10 protein-coding genes are annotated in these 17,749 nt (G+C 49.3%); 8 read left to right on the top strand and 2 right to left on the bottom strand.

Features of this window, described 5'->3' with window-relative positions; genetic code table 11:
* Positions 1-69: 69 nt before the first annotated feature.
* Positions 70-3,717, top strand: a complete 3,648-nt coding sequence (locus tag O3C43_06550; protein ID MDA1066147.1) for a Plug domain-containing protein — start codon at positions 70-72, stop codon at positions 3,715-3,717.
* A gap of 1,058 nt (positions 3,718-4,775) precedes the next feature.
* On the opposite strand, the gene O3C43_06545 is transcribed toward O3C43_06550, so the two are convergent.
* Entirely contained in the window at positions 4,776-6,380 is a 1,605-nt protein-coding gene (locus tag O3C43_06545) for an agmatine deiminase family protein (protein ID MDA1066146.1), read from the bottom strand.
* A gap of 555 nt (positions 6,381-6,935) precedes the next feature.
* Here O3C43_06545 and O3C43_06540 point away from each other — a divergent pair.
* Positions 6,936-8,285 (top strand): beta-glucosidase, encoded by a 1,350-nt coding sequence (locus O3C43_06540; GenBank protein ID MDA1066145.1) that lies wholly within the window; start codon positions 6,936-6,938, stop codon positions 8,283-8,285.
* Between the two features lie 36 nt (positions 8,286-8,321).
* Here the strand turns inward: O3C43_06540 and O3C43_06535 are convergent, their stop codons facing one another.
* Entirely contained in the window at positions 8,322-9,212 is an 891-nt protein-coding gene (locus O3C43_06535) for a helix-turn-helix transcriptional regulator (protein MDA1066144.1), read from the bottom strand.
* 97 nt (positions 9,213-9,309) lie between these two features.
* Between O3C43_06535 and nagB the strand changes: the two genes are divergently transcribed.
* The 6 genes from nagB (at position 9,310) to O3C43_06505 (ending at position 17,737) form a co-directional block, all read left to right on the top strand.
* A complete protein-coding gene (gene nagB / locus O3C43_06530) occupies positions 9,310-11,244 on the top strand; it encodes a glucosamine-6-phosphate deaminase (GenBank protein ID MDA1066143.1) in 1,935 nt (644 codons plus the stop codon).
* 23 nt (positions 11,245-11,267) lie between these two features.
* Complete coding sequence (locus tag O3C43_06525) at positions 11,268-12,119, top strand: PIG-L family deacetylase (GenBank protein ID MDA1066142.1); 852 nt, start codon at positions 11,268-11,270, stop codon at positions 12,117-12,119.
* Positions 12,116-13,156, top strand: coding sequence for a Gfo/Idh/MocA family oxidoreductase (locus O3C43_06520; GenBank protein MDA1066141.1), 1,041 nt, complete (start codon positions 12,116-12,118; stop codon positions 13,154-13,156). The genes O3C43_06525 and O3C43_06520 overlap by 4 nt, the downstream gene beginning before the upstream one ends.
* Positions 13,157-13,246: 90 nt before the next feature.
* Positions 13,247-14,095, top strand: a complete 849-nt coding sequence (locus tag O3C43_06515) for a sugar phosphate isomerase/epimerase (GenBank protein ID MDA1066140.1) — start codon at positions 13,247-13,249, stop codon at positions 14,093-14,095.
* 136 nt (positions 14,096-14,231) lie between these two features.
* On the top strand, positions 14,232-16,160 hold the full coding sequence (locus O3C43_06510) for a Na+:solute symporter (protein MDA1066139.1): 1,929 nt from the start codon (positions 14,232-14,234) through the stop codon (positions 16,158-16,160).
* The gene (locus O3C43_06505; protein MDA1066138.1) at positions 16,157-17,737 is read left to right on the top strand and encodes a sulfatase-like hydrolase/transferase; all 1,581 of its coding nucleotides are present in this window, start codon (positions 16,157-16,159) and stop codon (positions 17,735-17,737) included. The genes O3C43_06510 and O3C43_06505 overlap by 4 nt, the downstream gene beginning before the upstream one ends.
* The last annotated feature ends 12 nt before the right edge of the window (positions 17,738-17,749 follow it).

Raw genomic sequence — 17,749 nt, 5'->3', positions numbered from 1 at the left:
AACAAATCGCTGGTCAGGTCGTTTTTTTACGCCCCAAGTGTAGCCTATGCTAAGGACTAGTCAGTAAGCGTGGCATTGCCACTCGCCATCCAGGCGCAAGAAGACGACGATGAAGATGATGTATTCGAGTTGAGCCCGTTCTCAATTGAAGCATCTGAAACCGATGGCTATATGGCTCAAACGACACTGGCTGGTTCCCGCGTTCGAACCAGCGTTCGGGATATCGGATCTTCCATCGCCATCATTACCTCCGAATACCTCCAAGACACCGGTGCTACTGATGGTGAGTCTCTGCTCGCCAACATCGGTAACGTGGAAGTCGGTGGTTCTCTCGGTAACTTCGCCAACTCAAATGGAGGTACCAGTACGTCTGAAACGCGTGAAAATCCACAGCGCGGTCAGCGTATCCGTGGTTTGGTAAGCGCTATTACCACTCGGGACTATTTCCAAACAGATATTCCATTTGATTCCTACAATACGACCCGCGTTACCGTTAACCGTGGTCCAAATTCGATTCTGTTCGGTTTAGGTTCTCCCGGGGGTGTTATCAACAACACCACTGCCAAAGCTCAAATCGGTACCGATAACGGAGAAATCAGTATCCGTGTAGACGCCCGTGGCGGACACCGGGAAAGCCTCAATGTGAACAAGACCGTCATTGAAGATCGCCTCGCCTTTCGTGTCGCCCTGTTGAATGATACTACAAAGTGGCAACAAAAACCAGCCCAGGAAACTGACGAACGCTTCTTCTTTGCCTGGGATGCCGTACTTCTCGCAAACGAAGGTGTCAGCTGGATCGGCAAAACCCGCTTCCGCGGTAGCTTTGAATCCGGCGAAATCAACCGGAACGCACCCGACGTGATTCCTCCCTCAGACGGATTCTCCGGCTGGTGGAATGGTCTGGGCGACCAGAATGATGTGAACCGTATCCTCGCCGTCCCTGGAGTCGGTTTCGCTGAAATCTCCAATCAGGCGTTAACTCAAGCGCAGGTGCTAGCCGCAGTAGCTGCTGGAGAACCTATTACCCCGGGTTTTGAAGGTACGCTCCAAGAGTTTGCAGAACTCGAAGGACAATTTATCCCAAGAAAAACGGTCGATCGCTTCAAGGTTTCCAGTCCACTTGGAAATGACCCGACCGAGGGCCACCGCAACAGCTCCCAGCAAACGGTACCCTACTTTCTTTATCCGGCGATTAACTACCTTAGTCACAATGACCCCACCCAGGGATGGACCGATCCGCAGTTGGCCGGTGTCCAGGGCGTGATGGGACGATTCAGATCACGGGTGAACTTTGCTGATGGACGGATAAGAAACATCACCCAAGACGTCCGCTGGTCCAACACACCCAACGGAGGCACTGGCTTCGTCAGATCCTCTCTTCAGAATCGTGATGTATTTGATTACCATAATATGAACTTCCTCGGAACCACCAGTGAGGTAACCCGCGATTTTGACATCAAAAATTTCTACCTGGAGCAAGATTTCTTCAATGGAATGATCGGTCTGGAAATTGCTTACGATGAGCAGACTGAAGAGCGTTTTACCCGTACCCCGTTCGATGGTGGAGATGACAAAACGATTTTCATCGATTTGTCGGAAAACCTTTCTTCAGGTGACGCCGACTTCGATGGCATAGCTGACCGCCACTTTAATGAAGCGCTTGGGCGTCCGGTCGTCCCTTACCTGGGAACGGTTGATACGGCGCGGACAAACGAGCAGGACACCTTCCGGGCCACCCTCTATGCTAGCTTGAACTTTGCCGATTACATGGACGGCAAGCTCGGCAAAATTCTGGGCAGCCACACCCTGACCGGCCTTTATGAGGATCGTGATAACTTGTTCTGGGAAAGAAGCCATCGTGGTTCCTGGTGGGCCGATAACAGCAAATGGCCCGGTAGCCCGGACATTTCCAACGGTCTGAGCGATAACTTTCGCCGGGTGGTTCGCAGTCAGATATACCTGGGTCCTGACACCCGGGGTTTTGCCAGTGCGGACGATGTGCGCATCGACGGATACCTGGATATATCAAGACAGGAGTTTCCCAAAATCGGTGATGAATATGGTATTTGGTATTTCGATAATGGCGAAAAGAAGGACAAAGTTGAGACTTGGCGAATTATCGAGAATATCTCTGGTGGCAACACCCAGATGTCCAACCTTGAGTCCTTTGCCTACAGTCTGAACAGTCGTTTCTTTGATGGGCACCTCGTCGGTATGTATGCTGAAAGGACGGATGAGCAAACCGTTTGGCAGCGAATCCAGGAAAATGTCAATTACGGCGATCCGGATGCACCAGGCGTCGTTCCTCTAAGAATCGACCGCCCTGGCACGAACGAAGAAGATGGCAATTTCAACATGGCACTGCTTGAGCTCGAACCAGAGCCAGCGACCCAGGATAAAGACGACACCACCACCTGGAGTGTGGTCGGCAAGCTCCCGGAAATGTGGTTTGAACTGCCTTTCGGCGCGGACCTCTACGGTCACTATTATGAAGCGGAAAGTTTTGTACCCGCTGGTATCTCCAACAACATCCTCAACCAGCCACTGGCCAGCCCTTTTGGTATCACTGAGGAATATGGTTTCACCCTGGAGCTGTTTGAGCGCCGCCTGGCCATTCGTTTCAACAAGTTTGAAACTTCCAGTGCCAACAACCGCACCAACCTCGGTGGTGGACTGGGAAATATCTCAGGACGGATCGGCTTCTACCTCGACCGGATCACTTCGGCCGACAATGACACGGCTACGACGCTGTATCCTCAAGGATTCAACGGATTTGGCGTTCCTCCGGATCCAGGATCAGATGCGGCTTTGACTCCAGACACGGTTCCAGACAACCGTCAACGCAAGAGCGGAACCGGTGCTGACCTCATGGGATTCACTTCGTTTGATCAATACTACGCGGCCATCATTGACGCCGTGCTTCCGGAACTGCAGTCGATTTATAATCACCGCATTCTTCGCGATGAAAATGGTCAAGCGTTTGAGGTTAGTGATCCCATCCGCGGACTGAACTCTACCCGGGACTTTGTAGCAACGGGAACGGAAATTGATATCGTGGGTCGCCTGACCGACAATATCAGCCTTTCCCTGAACTTCGCCGAGCAGACTACCGTAACCTCCAACACCGGTCCGGTGGCTGTTGAAATCGCATTCAAACAAGCTGAACGTCTACAACGTGCCGTCCCCACCTCACCTGGCGGATGGGCTCTGTGGGATCTTCGTGGCTCTCCCTTCCAGGTGGAGTCCGACCAGATCGGTCAACGCTTTACGAACCAAGTGCTGCGACCCATACTACTTGCGAAGGGTCTCGACGGAACGCAGAATCCGGAACAACGGAAATACCGTGTAAACGCAACCCTGCGCTACGACTTCAACGAAGGTATGCTTAAAGGCTTACAAGCAGGGATCACTGCCCGTTACCAGGATGAAGTGGCCGTTGGCTATCCAAATGTGTTGGCTGACGACGGCGAAACCGTTCTGCCGGATACCTTGAACCCTTTCTTTGGTCCTGACTCCCTTGATGGAGACCTCTTTGTGCGCTACCGCAAAAAGCTCACCGATAAGATCGACTGGACTATCCAGCTCAATGCACGGAATCTCTACCGTAGTGATGGTTCCGATGATATTCCAGTCAATATCAATCCTGATGGATCCGTTGCCGTCATCCGTGTTCCGGTTGAAGAGCAATACTTCCTGAGCAACACTTTCAGTTTCTAATTTTTTAACTGAAAAGATTTTTAAAGACCCGTCTCGAAAGAGGCGGGTTTTTTTATGTACGAAATGGAAAAGAAAGTTTGAAAGACGATTACCCTGAAGGGATACATGCCTTTCGCCCTAAACAACGGATCATATATCCTGAATCCCGCGAGCCACATTGTTAGGGTATTGCCTTGGAGACACACCAATCGTGTTCGTGAAGAAGCGGGAGAAGGATGACAAAGGAGAGAGTCCCACCTCAAAGGGAATGAAAAGCCAGAGCCGATTGGATTCCGCCAAGTGGATGAAGTGATGAAAATGATACGGAACAACCATCAGCGGTCCCTCGGGGCAGGATGCCGCCTTCAGCGGTAGCAAGATTAAGATGAAGTCCGGTTTATCGTCGCGCCATCAGACTTACTTGGCGCCTTTGCGCCGTTTTATTTGTTGAATATTAAAAGGCGTCCTGGCAATCCTGCCATAAAAGAAGAGCGGTGACGCGACACCTTTGTCAATTTCCACCTGGGTGAACTACGGAAGTAAATCTCCATTATTTTCGACCACAGATTACTTAGAGCAGCCAAGCCGCAACCAACGTTTAATTCGACCACAGATTGCTCAGATAAGCACAGATTTTGTAATGATCTCTTAACCACGAATGGACACCAAGTGACACGAATCATGAGGTAGGGACCGATCGCCGACTGTGTCGGGTCGAAGCTTTCAGCGTAGCCTGAGCGGTCCGATATCCTGAAAGGTTGGTTCGTTTATTACCAATCAACTTCAAAGATGCCAAGCTGGGGCTTGGCGTTCCCGGGGTGAATGCAGTTTCGGATTTCGGGTCTGATTCTTTGACTGAATAAATGATTCTTTACCCATGATTCTGTGAAAAAGAAATGCTTTCAGTTTTTGCGTAATTCTGCGCTTTTCGTAGTTTAAGCATTTTTCTTCGAACGTATTTTAATACTGGTTAATCGCGAGGTCACCGTGATGGGTTGAGACATGAACACGTTGCTTTAAAAACAAGATTCTACCGGAAAGTAGCAAGGATATCACGGATTTGATTAGACTCACGGGAATCAATTTCGCTCCAGCAACGGCACGGTCACAGTGGTGCAGTGAAGGAAGCCAAGGTCGGTTACCATGGAATCACAATTGATCCAATGGATTTTCGCATCTGGCCAGGCGCTTCGGTAGACCGCTTCTACTTCGGCTTCCCATTTGTTCAGCAGGGCGTTTTCCTCGGAGTCTGATGATGTGAACCTGGGAATTAGAAAAGCCTGTCTCCCATCCTTGGTATGCAGAAAGACGCTATTGATGTAGGATCGATAACGGGTGGCCGGTTCCGAGTAGTGGTCGATAAAGGCATCGAGTGGCAATTGACCGTAAAACCGCAAAACCGCATCGAAAGCCTTTGTGGAGCCGAAGTCGGCCGAGGGCATTTCCTGCTTTACTGCCGTCAAGACCTGTCGCTCGAGCTCTTTCAATTGGGTTTCGCTGATAAGGTTGATCATATCGGCTTCAACCAGTGCTTTTTCCAGAGCGTAGACCTTTATGAACTTCTGTTTTGCTTCGGACACGATTTCCTCCCGGTTTTTAAAGAGGATGGGCGGCATGGGGGCTTTCAGAATTTTGTGGTTGGGGAAGTGCTCACGCAGGTAGATCTCGTTTTGTTCGATAGCCCAACGCGCCTTTCGGTTCAGATCTGAGTGGTAAGCATTGATTTCCTTTTCTGCTGGTGCCCTGAAATCGGGGAGAACGACTGTCTCATGGTCCAGGAACTTAACGATCATATCGAGGTGGGGCACGGTCCGGCCCGGAAGGGCTTCCAGGATGTGAAGCTGCTGCGTTCCAAAGTAGCGCCGGAAAATGGATTCGAGTTCTGACCGGTTGCCACCATTGCGAACCAGCGTTTGGCGGGAAATAAACACGTTACCCTGGCCGTCGCTGATGAAATCGCCACCATCCATCGAAACCGGGGGCCGGGCGATATCGACCGGAATATTGAATTCGGTTTGAAGCAGGGCCGCGACCTCCGAAGGCATGGCGTCCCCATGCAGATTGAATAAGTCGCGGAGAGGATCGAGGGGCTCATCCGGATTCAACGCCCTTTCCTCGAGCGGCTTCATCATGTCACGGTAGACCGGATCGATAACCACCAATTGACCGTCGCTTCCAAACCCGAAAATCGGGCCAAAATCCCGGGTCCAGCGAAGCAGTTTCCGAGAATCGATGAAGCGGGTCTTTTCCAAGATCAACTCGATCCTGGGATGCTGGCTGATCAAGGACAGGAATTGGGCGTATTGCTTGTACTCCTCTTGATCGCCAAAGACGTAAATGTCCAAATAGTTGTGGGCAACGTCCAATATGCTAGCTAAGTTCCGGATGTTCTCGAGATCCTCCAATGCCTTAGAATAGGAAATGCTGAGAATCAGCGCCTGTTGGGCTTCCCATTCATTGGCCAGGCGGGAGAGCTCGATCGGAAGGGTGATTTTGAAGTGAGCATCGGCGTTGGGGGAGCTGAAGGATTGTTGGGTGTCTGGATTCCCGTTTATCGCGCGACCGTCATCCTTGCATCCAGATAGAAATACCAGTCCCAGAATCAGAACCGCCGCGAGTGGCACTAGCCACCAGCCCGGCGAAACTCCTCGCCTTGATTTGAGTGCCAATCGTTCCGTATTCATTCGTAGATTATCGCAATAGGGGGAAGCGGTAATATGCTCGCTACGCGCGAAAGGACGAGATTCCTGATTCTACGTCAACCCCTACGATTACTGATAGAAATTTTCTTTTTAGCGGCGCAGTCCATGGACTTTGCCCGGGGCAGGACGCAGAGGTAAGGATTTCAGGGAGAGGAGCAAAAACTGGCAACATAGATTGGTAGATTTGACGGTTCTTCTTTTAGTGGCAAAGGGATTTTACGAACGAATACTTGTTATGCGCCAGAATCATCCTAAAAGTCAATCGTTCGGAAATTGCTTCGCTTGAAGTAAAGAAAAGAGTTCAAGCAACACTATCCATAAGACGGCTGGCGTAGGGTTAATCCATTCCCATACCGGGCATTTTTTTGAAAAGCGGCTCCGATACTTCCGTGGTGAAACACCTTTAGTGAGATGCTTTTTGCTCAAATGAGATCTGCCCTTCTGCCAGAACGGACAAACTGCTTTCCGCAAAATTGTTCTGGATCGCATTACCGAAACCAGAGATAGTGGATTTCATAAACCGCTCGGCCTAAGCTCATGCATATTCTCCCACTAATAGTTGCGGCGACTGCCTTCTTGTATGGCTGTCAAAAACCCATCAACGAAACCGGATTCGCTAAAACCGCGATGTCCGATGAGGAGTTACTCGACTTTGTTCAATCCCAATCCTTCAAGTATTTCTGGGACTATGCCGAACCCAGTTCAGGGTTGGCACGCGAGAGATATCATCCTGATGGCGATTACCCTCTAAGCGACTCCAACATCGTGACTACCGGTGGCACAGGATTCGGAGTGATGGCTATACTTGTGGGAATTGAAAGAGGTTATATTGGCCGGGCAGAAGGCATCGCCAGATTGACCCGGATCGTGGACTTTCTTGAAAAGGCCGACCAGTTTCATGGCGTATGGCCACACTGGTTGAATGGAGAAACCGGAAAAACCAAACCATTTAGCAAAAAGGACGACGGAGGAGATCTGGTGGAAAGTTCTTTCTTAATTCAGGGGCTATTGTGCGTACGTCAATACTGCGACCAAAAGGTACCTAAGGAACGAAGATTGGCTGAACAAATTAATGCCCTTTGGCAAGAGATGGAATGGGACTGGTATACCCAAAAATCAGAAAACTTATATTGGCACTGGTCTCCCAACTATGGATTCGAAATGGATTTTGCGCTCAGAGGGTATAATGAAACTCTCATAACTCACGTGTTGGCAGCTTCCTCTCCGACCCATGGCACCCAAGCTGAAGTCTATCATCATTGCTGGGCGAGAGACGGCGCCGTGGAGGCCGAGGACACATACTATGGATTGGACCGGGTGCTTGATCATTACGATACCGATGACTCACCGGTTGGGCCGCTCTTTTGGGCTCATTATTCTTACCTCGGCCTGGACCCACGAAACCTGGAAGATGCATACGGAAATTATTGGGATCTGAACAGGAACCATGCTTTAACTCACTACCGCCATTGTGTTGAAAACCCGAACGGATACGGAGGTTATGGGGAAGATTGCTGGGGACTAACTTCCAGCTATTCACCCAAAAATGGAACCATCGGATACGCATCCCATCGGCCTGACAAAGATATTGGAGTTATTTCTCCAACTGCAGCCATCAGCTCGATACCCTACACTCCGGAAGAGTCGTTGAAGGCGATGCGTGGTTTTGTTGAAAATTACGGTGAGCTCTTGAATGGACCCGCCGGACTCTACGATGCCTTTCGCCCCGACGACGGTTGGGTTGCCCCAAGATACCTGGCAATCGACCAAGGGCCTATGATCGTAATGATCGAAAATTTCAGATCAGGTTTATTTTGGGATTTGTTTATGTCGTGCGAGGAAGTTCAGAGCGGCTTGGACAAACTTGGCTTTACTTATAAGAAGTGAAGTAGGAAACGCTCATTTTCAATTTTTGAAACCGCTCTAATTCCCAGTACCCTTGGCAACGTTATTGCGATACTGACGGGGAGACACGCCGATCGTATTAGCGAAGAAACGAGAAAATGATGACAGGGTCGTAAATCCCAACTCGAACGCAATATCGGTAAAACTCATTCGGGGATTTTGCATCAATTGGATAGCCAGGTGAGCTCGGAAATTTTTGATGTAAGCCCCAAGGCTAATGTTAAACTGTTGTCTGAAAACCGCCCGAAGATTACTTTCCGACATGTTCAGTTCCGATGCGATGTCCGACACGCTTTGCAGGGATCCTGCATTGGATGTGAGGCAGTTCTGAATTCCCCGGATTAGAGCATTCGAGGATCCTTTCACATTTCCCGAGAGCATTGCGACAGTTGGGTCATCCCTGACCTGCTCCCGCAAATGATTAATTAACATCGCACAGTCCAAGGTAAGCCGACGGTTAGAACGTTCACCGGACAGCTCTCTATAATGATTGATGATGCGCGCCAACAATTCATGGCAGCGTTGATCCATTTGGAGGATTCTATGCCGAAAGCCCTGCATGGCCGTCGGCAACTCCAGCTCAAATGTAATAAACAACCAAACCAGGTTGCGATCAGCCAAATCAATAAAGTGATGAAACTGGTAAGGGAAAACCATCAAAGCGTTTTCAGGCTTAAGCCGCCAATGAATCCCATCCACATTCATTGTGCCTTCCGTCATGAGGTTGAACACTAACACATAACGATGGTGAGGGTACCCATCGAACGATTTTCGCTGCAAGTCCTTGTTCGTTTTACGAGAGAACACGATCAGGTTGCGCGGGATACAAATATCCTCGGCCGAACGACCGGTAAAGTAGTCATCGGGAGAATTAAGACTTAGAGTATCCTGGATAAGAGAAAAACGCATAAATCAGCATTAAACGAATCGGAAACGCTAAGTTCAATGCAGTAATTGCTTAGTTTTTACCAGAATCAAAGTGATATAATTGAAATTCGAGATCACAATGAGTACTGAAGCAGAGCAATTTGAACGTATTTCAACCCGAGTTTTCCAGAATTCATCCGCCGCTGCCAGAATGGTCGCCAGTGAAATTGCCGACCTGATCAAACAAAGATCAAAAGAGGGAAAACAAGCCGTCTTAGGACTGGCAACCGGTTCAACCCCCCTCCCCGTTTACCAGGAATTGGTCAGACTGCATCGCGAGGAGAATCTGAGTTTTCGCAACGTCATCACGTTCAATTTGGACGAATATTACGGGCTCAATACCGACCACCCGGAAAGCTACCACCAATTCATGTGGCAACGCCTATTCAGCCAGGTAGATATCCCAAAAAATCAAGTACACCTCCCTTCCGGGACGATTGAACGCTCCAAGGTGTATGCTTCATGTGCTGCGTATGATGGGGAGATCGATAAAGTCGGTGGCCTGGATTACCAGATCCTGGGAATTGGCCGCACAGGGCATATTGGCTTTAACGAACCCGGGTCAACCCGCGATTCCAAAACACGGCTCGTTAGCCTCGATGCCCTCACCCGGCGTGATGCCGCCCGAGACTTTTTAGGCGAAGCCAATGTGCCTCGGTACGCAATTACCATGGGCGTAGGGACCATCCTCAAAGCCAAACGAATAGTCCTCATGGCTTGGGGCCAAGCGAAGGCGGGAGTCGTTCAACAAGCAGTGGAGGAAGCACCCAATGAAAACCTGCCCGCCGGTTTGCTGCAAGGTCACCCCGACGTACGATTTTTTATAGACGACCCTGCCTCAGAATTGTTAACCCGATTTCGTATTCCCTGGCTCGTTGGCCCGGTTGATTGGGATAAACGCACCATTCGCAAAGCCGTACTTTGGCTATCGAAAAAGACGCAGAAACCTATACTCAAACTTCAAGATTCCGACTACAACGAATTCGGCCTCGGCGAATTGCTGACCGAAGTCGGCCCTGCCTACGATCTGAACATAAGTGTCTTTAATCAAACCCAGCACACCATCACGGGTTGGCCAGGAGGAAAACCGAAAGCGGACGACAGTAATAGACCCGAACGAGCAAGCCCGTTCCCCAAGCGTGTCCTGGTACTCGCTCCAGAACCCGATGAAGATGTTCTTTGTATGGGCGGGACCATTCATCGTCTGAAGAATCAGGGCAGCGAAGTTAACCTAGCTTATCTAACCTCAGGCAACCTGGCCGTACCCGACAGTATGGCCCGGCAGATTCTTTCCCTCATGAGTGAAATGGAAACCCAACTAAATCTGAAAAAGGCTGAGGATTTTAGTTTGGGTCAGGTTGCTTCTGTATTACTTACTGAGCTTCAGGACTCCGCAAGTAATGCTGGGGATTCAAAATCCATTCGCCAGGTGAAGTCGCTTGTTCGCCGGAACGAAGCAGGTGACGCTTCTCACAATTTAAAAATCTCCAAAGAAAACCTACAATTCCTGGATCTTCCATTTTACGAAAACGGCCGTTACCGCGCATTTCACGCCACCGGTGAAGACAAGGACAAACTCGTGGCTCTCTTAAGGGAAGTGGAACCTCACCAGATATATTTCACCGGAGGGCACGCCGATCCCGGTTCCGTTTCAGGAATCAGCTATTACCTCCTCAAACAAGCACTTAAAGAAGTCGCTAAGGACCCATGGATCAAAGACACCTATCTTTGGAGTTACCGGGGCATTGGTCAAGAATGGCCACTTTTCGAAATCGATATGGCCGTGCCTCTTAGTCCGGATGAGCTTAACCTCAAGGTAGAAGCCAGTTTTCAATACCGTTCTCAACGGCGGCAATTCCCTTTACGGGATTCCGCGCACAAGGAAATCTGGCAACAAACCGATGAGCTTAACCGCAACACCGCGGCCGATTACGATGCGGTTGGCATGGCCGAATATGAAGCTATAGAAGCGTTCAAACGCATTAACCTGAACGAGATTCTCGAGTCTGAATAGCTCAACCTGACGACACTTTTCAAATGCTTCCATTCCACAATACAGAAACGGATATCTGGTTAAACAAAGATTTCTCGATTGAGCAGGCCCTCCAATCCACCACTCACCTTGCAATCGGAGCCCATCAGGACGATCTGGAGTTCATGGCTTACGAGGGTATATCGGCGTGTTTTGGAAATGACGGGAATTGGTTTACCGGTGTAACCATAACCGATGGACGGGGAAGCTCTCGCGTAGGCCCGTATTCAAGTTATAACAACGATGAGATTCGCGAAATCCGGCGAGAAGAACAACGCAAAGCAGCCGACATCGGTCAGTATGCGGCACAGTTTCAATTAGACTATCGGAGCAGTCAAATTAAAGGACCTGAACGCAAGGCGGTTACTGAAGATATCGCAAACATCCTGCTAAAAATGCGCCCGCAAACAGTCTACCTTCACCAGCCAGCCGATAAGCATGACACGCATGTCGCTGTGATGTCCGCTTCCATTGAAGCACTGCGACAAACTGCGAACCACCACATTCCAAAACGTATCATCGGTTGCGAGGTCTGGCGGGGCCTCGACTGGTTATCCGATTCGGAAAAAGTACCAATGGATTACGGTGCAAATCCGGAGCTCTTCGAAAAACTCACCCTTACCTTCGATTCTCAAATCACTGGCGGAAAACGCTACGATCTGGCGGTGCAAGGTCGGTGTCGCGCCAATGCGACCTTCTTCGATTCTCATAGTCCCGATCAGGCAGAACTCATTACTTGGGGAATCGACCTGACTCCACTCATCCACGACACTTCATTAACCATTTCTGATTTTATACTCGAACACCTAAACCAATTGACCCAGGACGTGAAGAGCCGGGTGCAACAATTTTCATGAGCGAAAAAACTACTACTCCCTTAAAGGGCATTCTTGTCGGCTGCGGATTCATGGGCGGCATGCACGCGCAAATTTATGCTCAACTCGAGGGCGTTGAACTGGTTGCGGCAGTCGATGCCAATACCGAATCCAGCGCCGCGAAACTACAATCCTTCGGAACACCAGCTCCCGTTTTCTCCAATTTGGAAGAAGCATTAGCCAACACCGACTGCGACTTCGTAGACATCTGCTTACCAACGAAGTTACATCGACCATTCGCCATAACCGCCATTGAGGCCGGCAAGGCTCTGTTTTGTGAAAAGCCTTTGGCTTTAACCATGGAAGAAGCAGGCGACATTCTTGCCGCAGCAAAGACTCATGGAACCATCGCTCAAGTCGGGCACTGTATCCGCTTTTGGCCCGAGTATCAGACTTTGATGGATTTTCACAAATCCGGCAGAGGAGGAAGATTGCTCAACCTTCACTTGATGCGTCGCGCCGGTCGCCCCGGTTACGGAGTCGACAACTGGCTCAACGATGCCAATCAGGCAGGAGGAGCAGCGCTCGACCTCCATATTCACGATACCGATTTTGTATTAGCGCTTCTCGGGCAACCGCTGACTTTCACCAGTCGGGTTACGGAGGATTACAGTGGTCCGGTTCATATCTTTAATCTCCTCGATTACGATGGCCTTACCGTTTCAACCGAAGGTGGTTGGAATTACCCAGCCAAGTGGGGTTTTCAAATGTCGTTTCAAGCTCTGTATGAAAATGCGGTGTTGGACTTCGATTCGAGTAACGGAAAAGGTCTCATGATCTGTGAAGGCGAAAACGAACCGCAACCTTTGGAAGTCGCCAAACCGGACTCTGGAGAATCGACCTCAGGCGAGGGCAATGTATCTGATCTCGGCGGTTATTATAACGAGCTCCTCTATTTCACCAATTGCCTAAAGGCTGGCATCGCGCCTACGATAGCTACGCTGGAAGATGCCCATGCTTCGCTTGCCCTTACGCTAAATGAAATTCAATCTGCCTGTGATAATAAATATGAAATGTAGGAGCAAACTTGTTCGCGACCGGTACGCCTGTTTATATTCGTGTCGCGAACAAGTTTGCTCCTACATTTTGAATCACCAATTCTTTCTTTTATGAAAAAATCTATAAGCATCTGGTCCTTCTACGGAGATTGGGACCTCAAACAGAAACTGCAAATTGCCAAGGACGCCGGTTTCGAAGGTTTTGAAATCGACGTAAGTGGAGACGGACCGATCAACCTGGATACCACGGAAACCGAGCTCGACCAGATAGCTGATCTCGCCAATGAAGTGGGTATCACGTTGAGCGGTTTGGCCACCGGCATGTATTGGGGATTAAATCCGGCCAGCGAAAATGAAGAAACCCGGGCCAATGCGCGGAAAGTATTAGACAAACAGATACGCACAGCTTCTCACCTGCATATTGATACCATTCTCGTCGTCCCTGGATCCGTAGGCGCCGATTTTATTCCCGGTTGCGAGGAGCTATCTTACGACAAAGTCTGGGAACGCGCGACCGCCTTCATCGAGCAAGCGGTACCGTTAGCGGAAGAATTGGGTGTAAATATCGGGATTGAAAACGTCTGGAACAAGTTCCTCTTAAGCCCGATGGAGATGAAGGTGTTTATAGACCAATTTGATACTCCCCACGTCGGGAGTTATTTCGATGCAGGAAATGTTCTGGCCACTGGTTATCCCGAACATTGGATTCCTATTCTTGGCGAACGGATCAAGCGTGTTCATTTTAAAGACTACCGCCGTGCGGTTGGTTCCGTGGATGGGTTTTGTGACCTCCTGTCAGGTGACGTCAATTGGCCCGCAGTTATGCAGGCCCTATCCGAAATTGGTTACGACGGCTGGGTCGCCGCCGAAATGATACCACCAGTACCGTTTTATAAATACGCACCTGAAACACTCATCGAAAACACCTCAAGAGCCATGGACAAAATATTCGCTCTGTGACTTTTTTTATGATTTTCTTTTACTGAACGAACTCCACGGCATCGCGAGGACGCGATGGCCCTACCCATTAGCTGTTATGGTAGGGCAACTGCGTCCCCGTAGTGCCGAAAACCACGACTGAAAATATTTCTCAATTATGCAACTTGAACTCATCGATTGGATTTTCATCATAGGATACTTCCTCGCCGTTATAGCTGTAGGATTAATTGTAGCAAAAGCGGCAGGAAAGGACAGCGGTCAGTTCTTCCTGGGAGGTCGGCAAATGCCCTGGTGGCTACTTGGCTTCTCTATGGTAGCGACAACATTCTCCACCGACACGCCGAACTTCGTAACCAATGTAGTCCGAATCGATGGCGTATCTGGAAACTGGATGTGGTGGGCATTCCTAATAACTGGAATGCTTACCGTTTTCCTATACGCCAAACTATGGCGACGATCTGAAGTGCTCACGGATATTGAGTTCTATGAATTACGATATAGTGGAAAGAGCGCTGCATTTTTAAGAGGATTTCGAGCCGTTTACTTAGGGGTTTTCTTTAACATAATGATTATGGCTGCGGTGTCATTGGCAGCCATAAAGATTGGCGGGGTCATGCTGGGCCTGAGTCCGTTACAATCCATCATGTGGGCTGGGCTTGCCACAGTTATATTTTCCTCCGCAGGAGGATTCCGTGGAGTTGTTTTCACAGATTTCCTCCTTTTCATAGTTGCGATGGTAGGTTCAATTGCAGCAGCGTATTTCGCTATTAGTCATGTGGAAATCGGATCGCTCAGCGAAATGCTGGAACATCCCAATGTAGCGGATAAACTTAGCTTTTTCCCGACCATTGAAAAAGATTCAACCGGCGCATGGACCGACGAGAGCCTCAACCTATGGATGACGCTGTTAATCATCCCTCTCGTAGTACAATGGTGGAGCGTTTGGTATCCTGGGGCCGAACCTGGTGGTGGCGGTTACGTCGCTCAACGCATGTTAGCAGCAAAAGATGAAAAACACGCCACCGGAGCGGTGCTTTTTTTCAATTTTGCCCACTACGGCCTACGTCCGTGGCCATGGATACTTGTAGCACTGGCTTCACTCATTGTGTTTCCAATGGATACAAAGGATGTCAGAGAACAAGCAGCCAATACCCTGGAGACCCCGGAAATGGTCATTCTTACAGAAAAGTTGAAAGACACTCCAGAACTAGTCAGTGATATCGAGAAACAAGTTTTAAGAGATCTTAATATTCAAAAGTCAGGTCTTACATCACTACGCCAGACCTTTTCAAATGAAGATGTCCCCGATGATAAACTAGGCCACGATCTTGCTTATCCGGCGATGCTAACCTTTCTTCCACACGGCTGGCTCGGGCTGGTTCTAGCATCATTGATTGCCGCCTACATGTCGACAATCTCAACCCACCTCAACTGGGGGTCTTCCTACGTTGCGAACGATTTCTACAAGCGCTTCCTCAAACCAGATGCCACAGAAAAACAACTGGTTACCGTCGGCCGTATTTCCACAGTAGCGATGATGATTCTGGCAGGGTTGTTGGCTCTCCAATTACAAGATGCGCTTGATACCTTTCAGATTTTACTCCAGGTCGGAGCCGGAACAGGACTCATATTTATACTTCGCTGGTTCTGGTGGCGTATCAACGCTTTCAGTGAACTGAGCGCCATGGTGGCTTCATTTGTCTTTGCCGTTGCTTTCAGAACGATTGAACACGGCATGCCTTGGTGGATGGAGCTCATTATAAGCATCGGCCTGACTACCGTTGTTTGGTTAACGGTTACCCTGATGACTCCTGCTTCGGATATGGAAACCCTAAAGAGCTTTTATAAAAAAGCTCGTCCCGGTGGAAACGGTTGGAAACCGGTTCGAAACCAACTAGACAACCTTTCAAAAAGTGAATCCTTGGCACCTCAAATACTCAATGTATTCATCGGCGTCTTTTCCGTTTACGGATTTCTGTTTGGTATAGGGAAAGTGATTTATGGAAACTACCTGATGGGTTTTGGCTTACTTGTCATCGCATCAGTACTTGGACTGCGGTTAATTTCGAAACAATCACAATCATGAACTGGAGACGTTTCTGTAGGAGCATACTTGTTCGCGCCCCCTTTGCCTGTGTCGACTTAAAAGTCGCGAACAAGTTTGCTCCTACAATTTTAGCTGTAGCGACAACACTGGCATTTATTTCAGGTTGTAGGTCGAATGAAACATCAAACTACGAAAAACCCAACATCATCCTCATCGTTTCGGATGACCAAGGCTATGCGGACATGTCGATCGCTGGAACTCTCGACGATGTTTCTACACCAAATATTGATCGTCTGGCATCGCAAGGAACACGTTTCACCCAGGCCTATGCCAGCTCCCCTATTTGCAACACCTCACGCTGCGGGATAATCACAGGTGCCTATCAGCAACGATTCGGCATGCAATGGTATGGTGGCCCCGGAATTACCAATTGGGACAACCAGACTTTGGCCGAGCTTCTAAAAAAAGCAGGTTATACCAACGGCTATGTTGGCAAAGTCCATTACGGCTCCCCCAATGGACCTGGAACCCGAAACTTTCCATTGGAACATGGTTTCGATGAATTTTTCGGATCTGAAAATGCGCGTATCCATTATCTGAAACACAGTCAGAAAATGATCGACGAATTCGATGCACTGAGAGCAACGAATCCTGAGCCGAGCAATTCCTGGGGGATGGGACCGTTTCGTGACGGCCTGGACGAAGTGGATATGGAAGGCATGAGCACTGAAATATTTGGTGAAAAAGCCAGAGATTTCATAACCCGCCAAAAGGAGAATCCGTTTTTCTTGTACCTCTCTTTCAATGCGGTTCACAATTTCACGCATCAACTCCCTCAGGAGTACCTCGATGAGCACGGACTGAAGGACTACGGAGACTGGGATCCAAAAAAAGAACCTTACATCCATTGGTATCGCCGATCAAGGCGGCCAAATAATCCCGATGGGCGTGCGCATTATTTAGGCCAGCTTCATTACCTGGACCAGGAGGTCGGACGGATATTGAAACAGGTCGAAGATCTGGGGTTAAGTGAAAACACCTTGGTAATTTATATCGGTGACAACGGAGGCTCCACTCCTATTTATGCCGACAACAGTCCCCTTCGTGGAAGTAAATTCACGCTCTACGAAGGTGGAACGCGCGTGCCAATGATTGTGAGCTGGCCCGGCACTCTTCCACAAAATGCGGTTTCGGATAATGTCGTCAGTGCCCTCGATCTTCTTCCAACTTTCTGCAATCTTACCGGGCAAGCGATACCCGCTTTTGCCGACGGATTGAATTTGATGCCACTCTTAACCGGTACTGATCCAAAGCTTGAGCACGACGTGCTACATTGGAAAACTGCGGATGAGTGGTCGGTTCGAAAGGGCGACTGGAAATTGCATCAAGTGGATGGTCCCGGTTCTTCCGAAACGGAAATGGTCGAGCTCGAGTTGGGCACCTTTCTGCGCAATCTTCGTGCGGATCCCTCAGAATCAATCAACTACCTTGATCAACACCCCGAAATCCTGGCTGAGCTCGGGAAGCTTCATGAAGCTTGGTTAGCCACCTTGCCTGTCAGCAACAGCAATGTGCCTTCACCGACCGAATGGGCCGAGCCACCCGGAAAAAAATAGAACTATCACAAT

This window comes from Verrucomicrobiota bacterium (genome assembly GCA_027622555.1).
Taxonomy (GTDB): Bacteria; Verrucomicrobiota; Verrucomicrobiia; order Opitutales; family UBA2995; genus UBA2995.
This window is presented reverse-complemented; position numbering and strand designations above follow the sequence as displayed.

Coding starts and splice junctions, on each gene's coding strand:
- O3C43_06545 (MDA1066146.1), bottom strand. CDS start 6,380: ATGAATACGGAACGATTGGCACTCAAATCAAGGCGAGGAGTTTCGCCG.
- O3C43_06540 (MDA1066145.1), top strand. CDS start 6,936: ATGCATATTCTCCCACTAATAGTTGCGGCGACTGCCTTCTTGTATGGC.
- O3C43_06535 (MDA1066144.1), bottom strand. CDS start 9,212: ATGCGTTTTTCTCTTATCCAGGATACTCTAAGTCTTAATTCTCCCGAT.
- nagB (MDA1066143.1), top strand. CDS start 9,310: ATGAGTACTGAAGCAGAGCAATTTGAACGTATTTCAACCCGAGTTTTC.
- O3C43_06525 (MDA1066142.1), top strand. CDS start 11,268: ATGCTTCCATTCCACAATACAGAAACGGATATCTGGTTAAACAAAGAT.
- O3C43_06520 (MDA1066141.1), top strand. CDS start 12,116: ATGAGCGAAAAAACTACTACTCCCTTAAAGGGCATTCTTGTCGGCTGC.
- O3C43_06515 (MDA1066140.1), top strand. CDS start 13,247: ATGAAAAAATCTATAAGCATCTGGTCCTTCTACGGAGATTGGGACCTC.
- O3C43_06510 (MDA1066139.1), top strand. CDS start 14,232: ATGCAACTTGAACTCATCGATTGGATTTTCATCATAGGATACTTCCTC.
- O3C43_06505 (MDA1066138.1), top strand. CDS start 16,157: ATGAACTGGAGACGTTTCTGTAGGAGCATACTTGTTCGCGCCCCCTTT.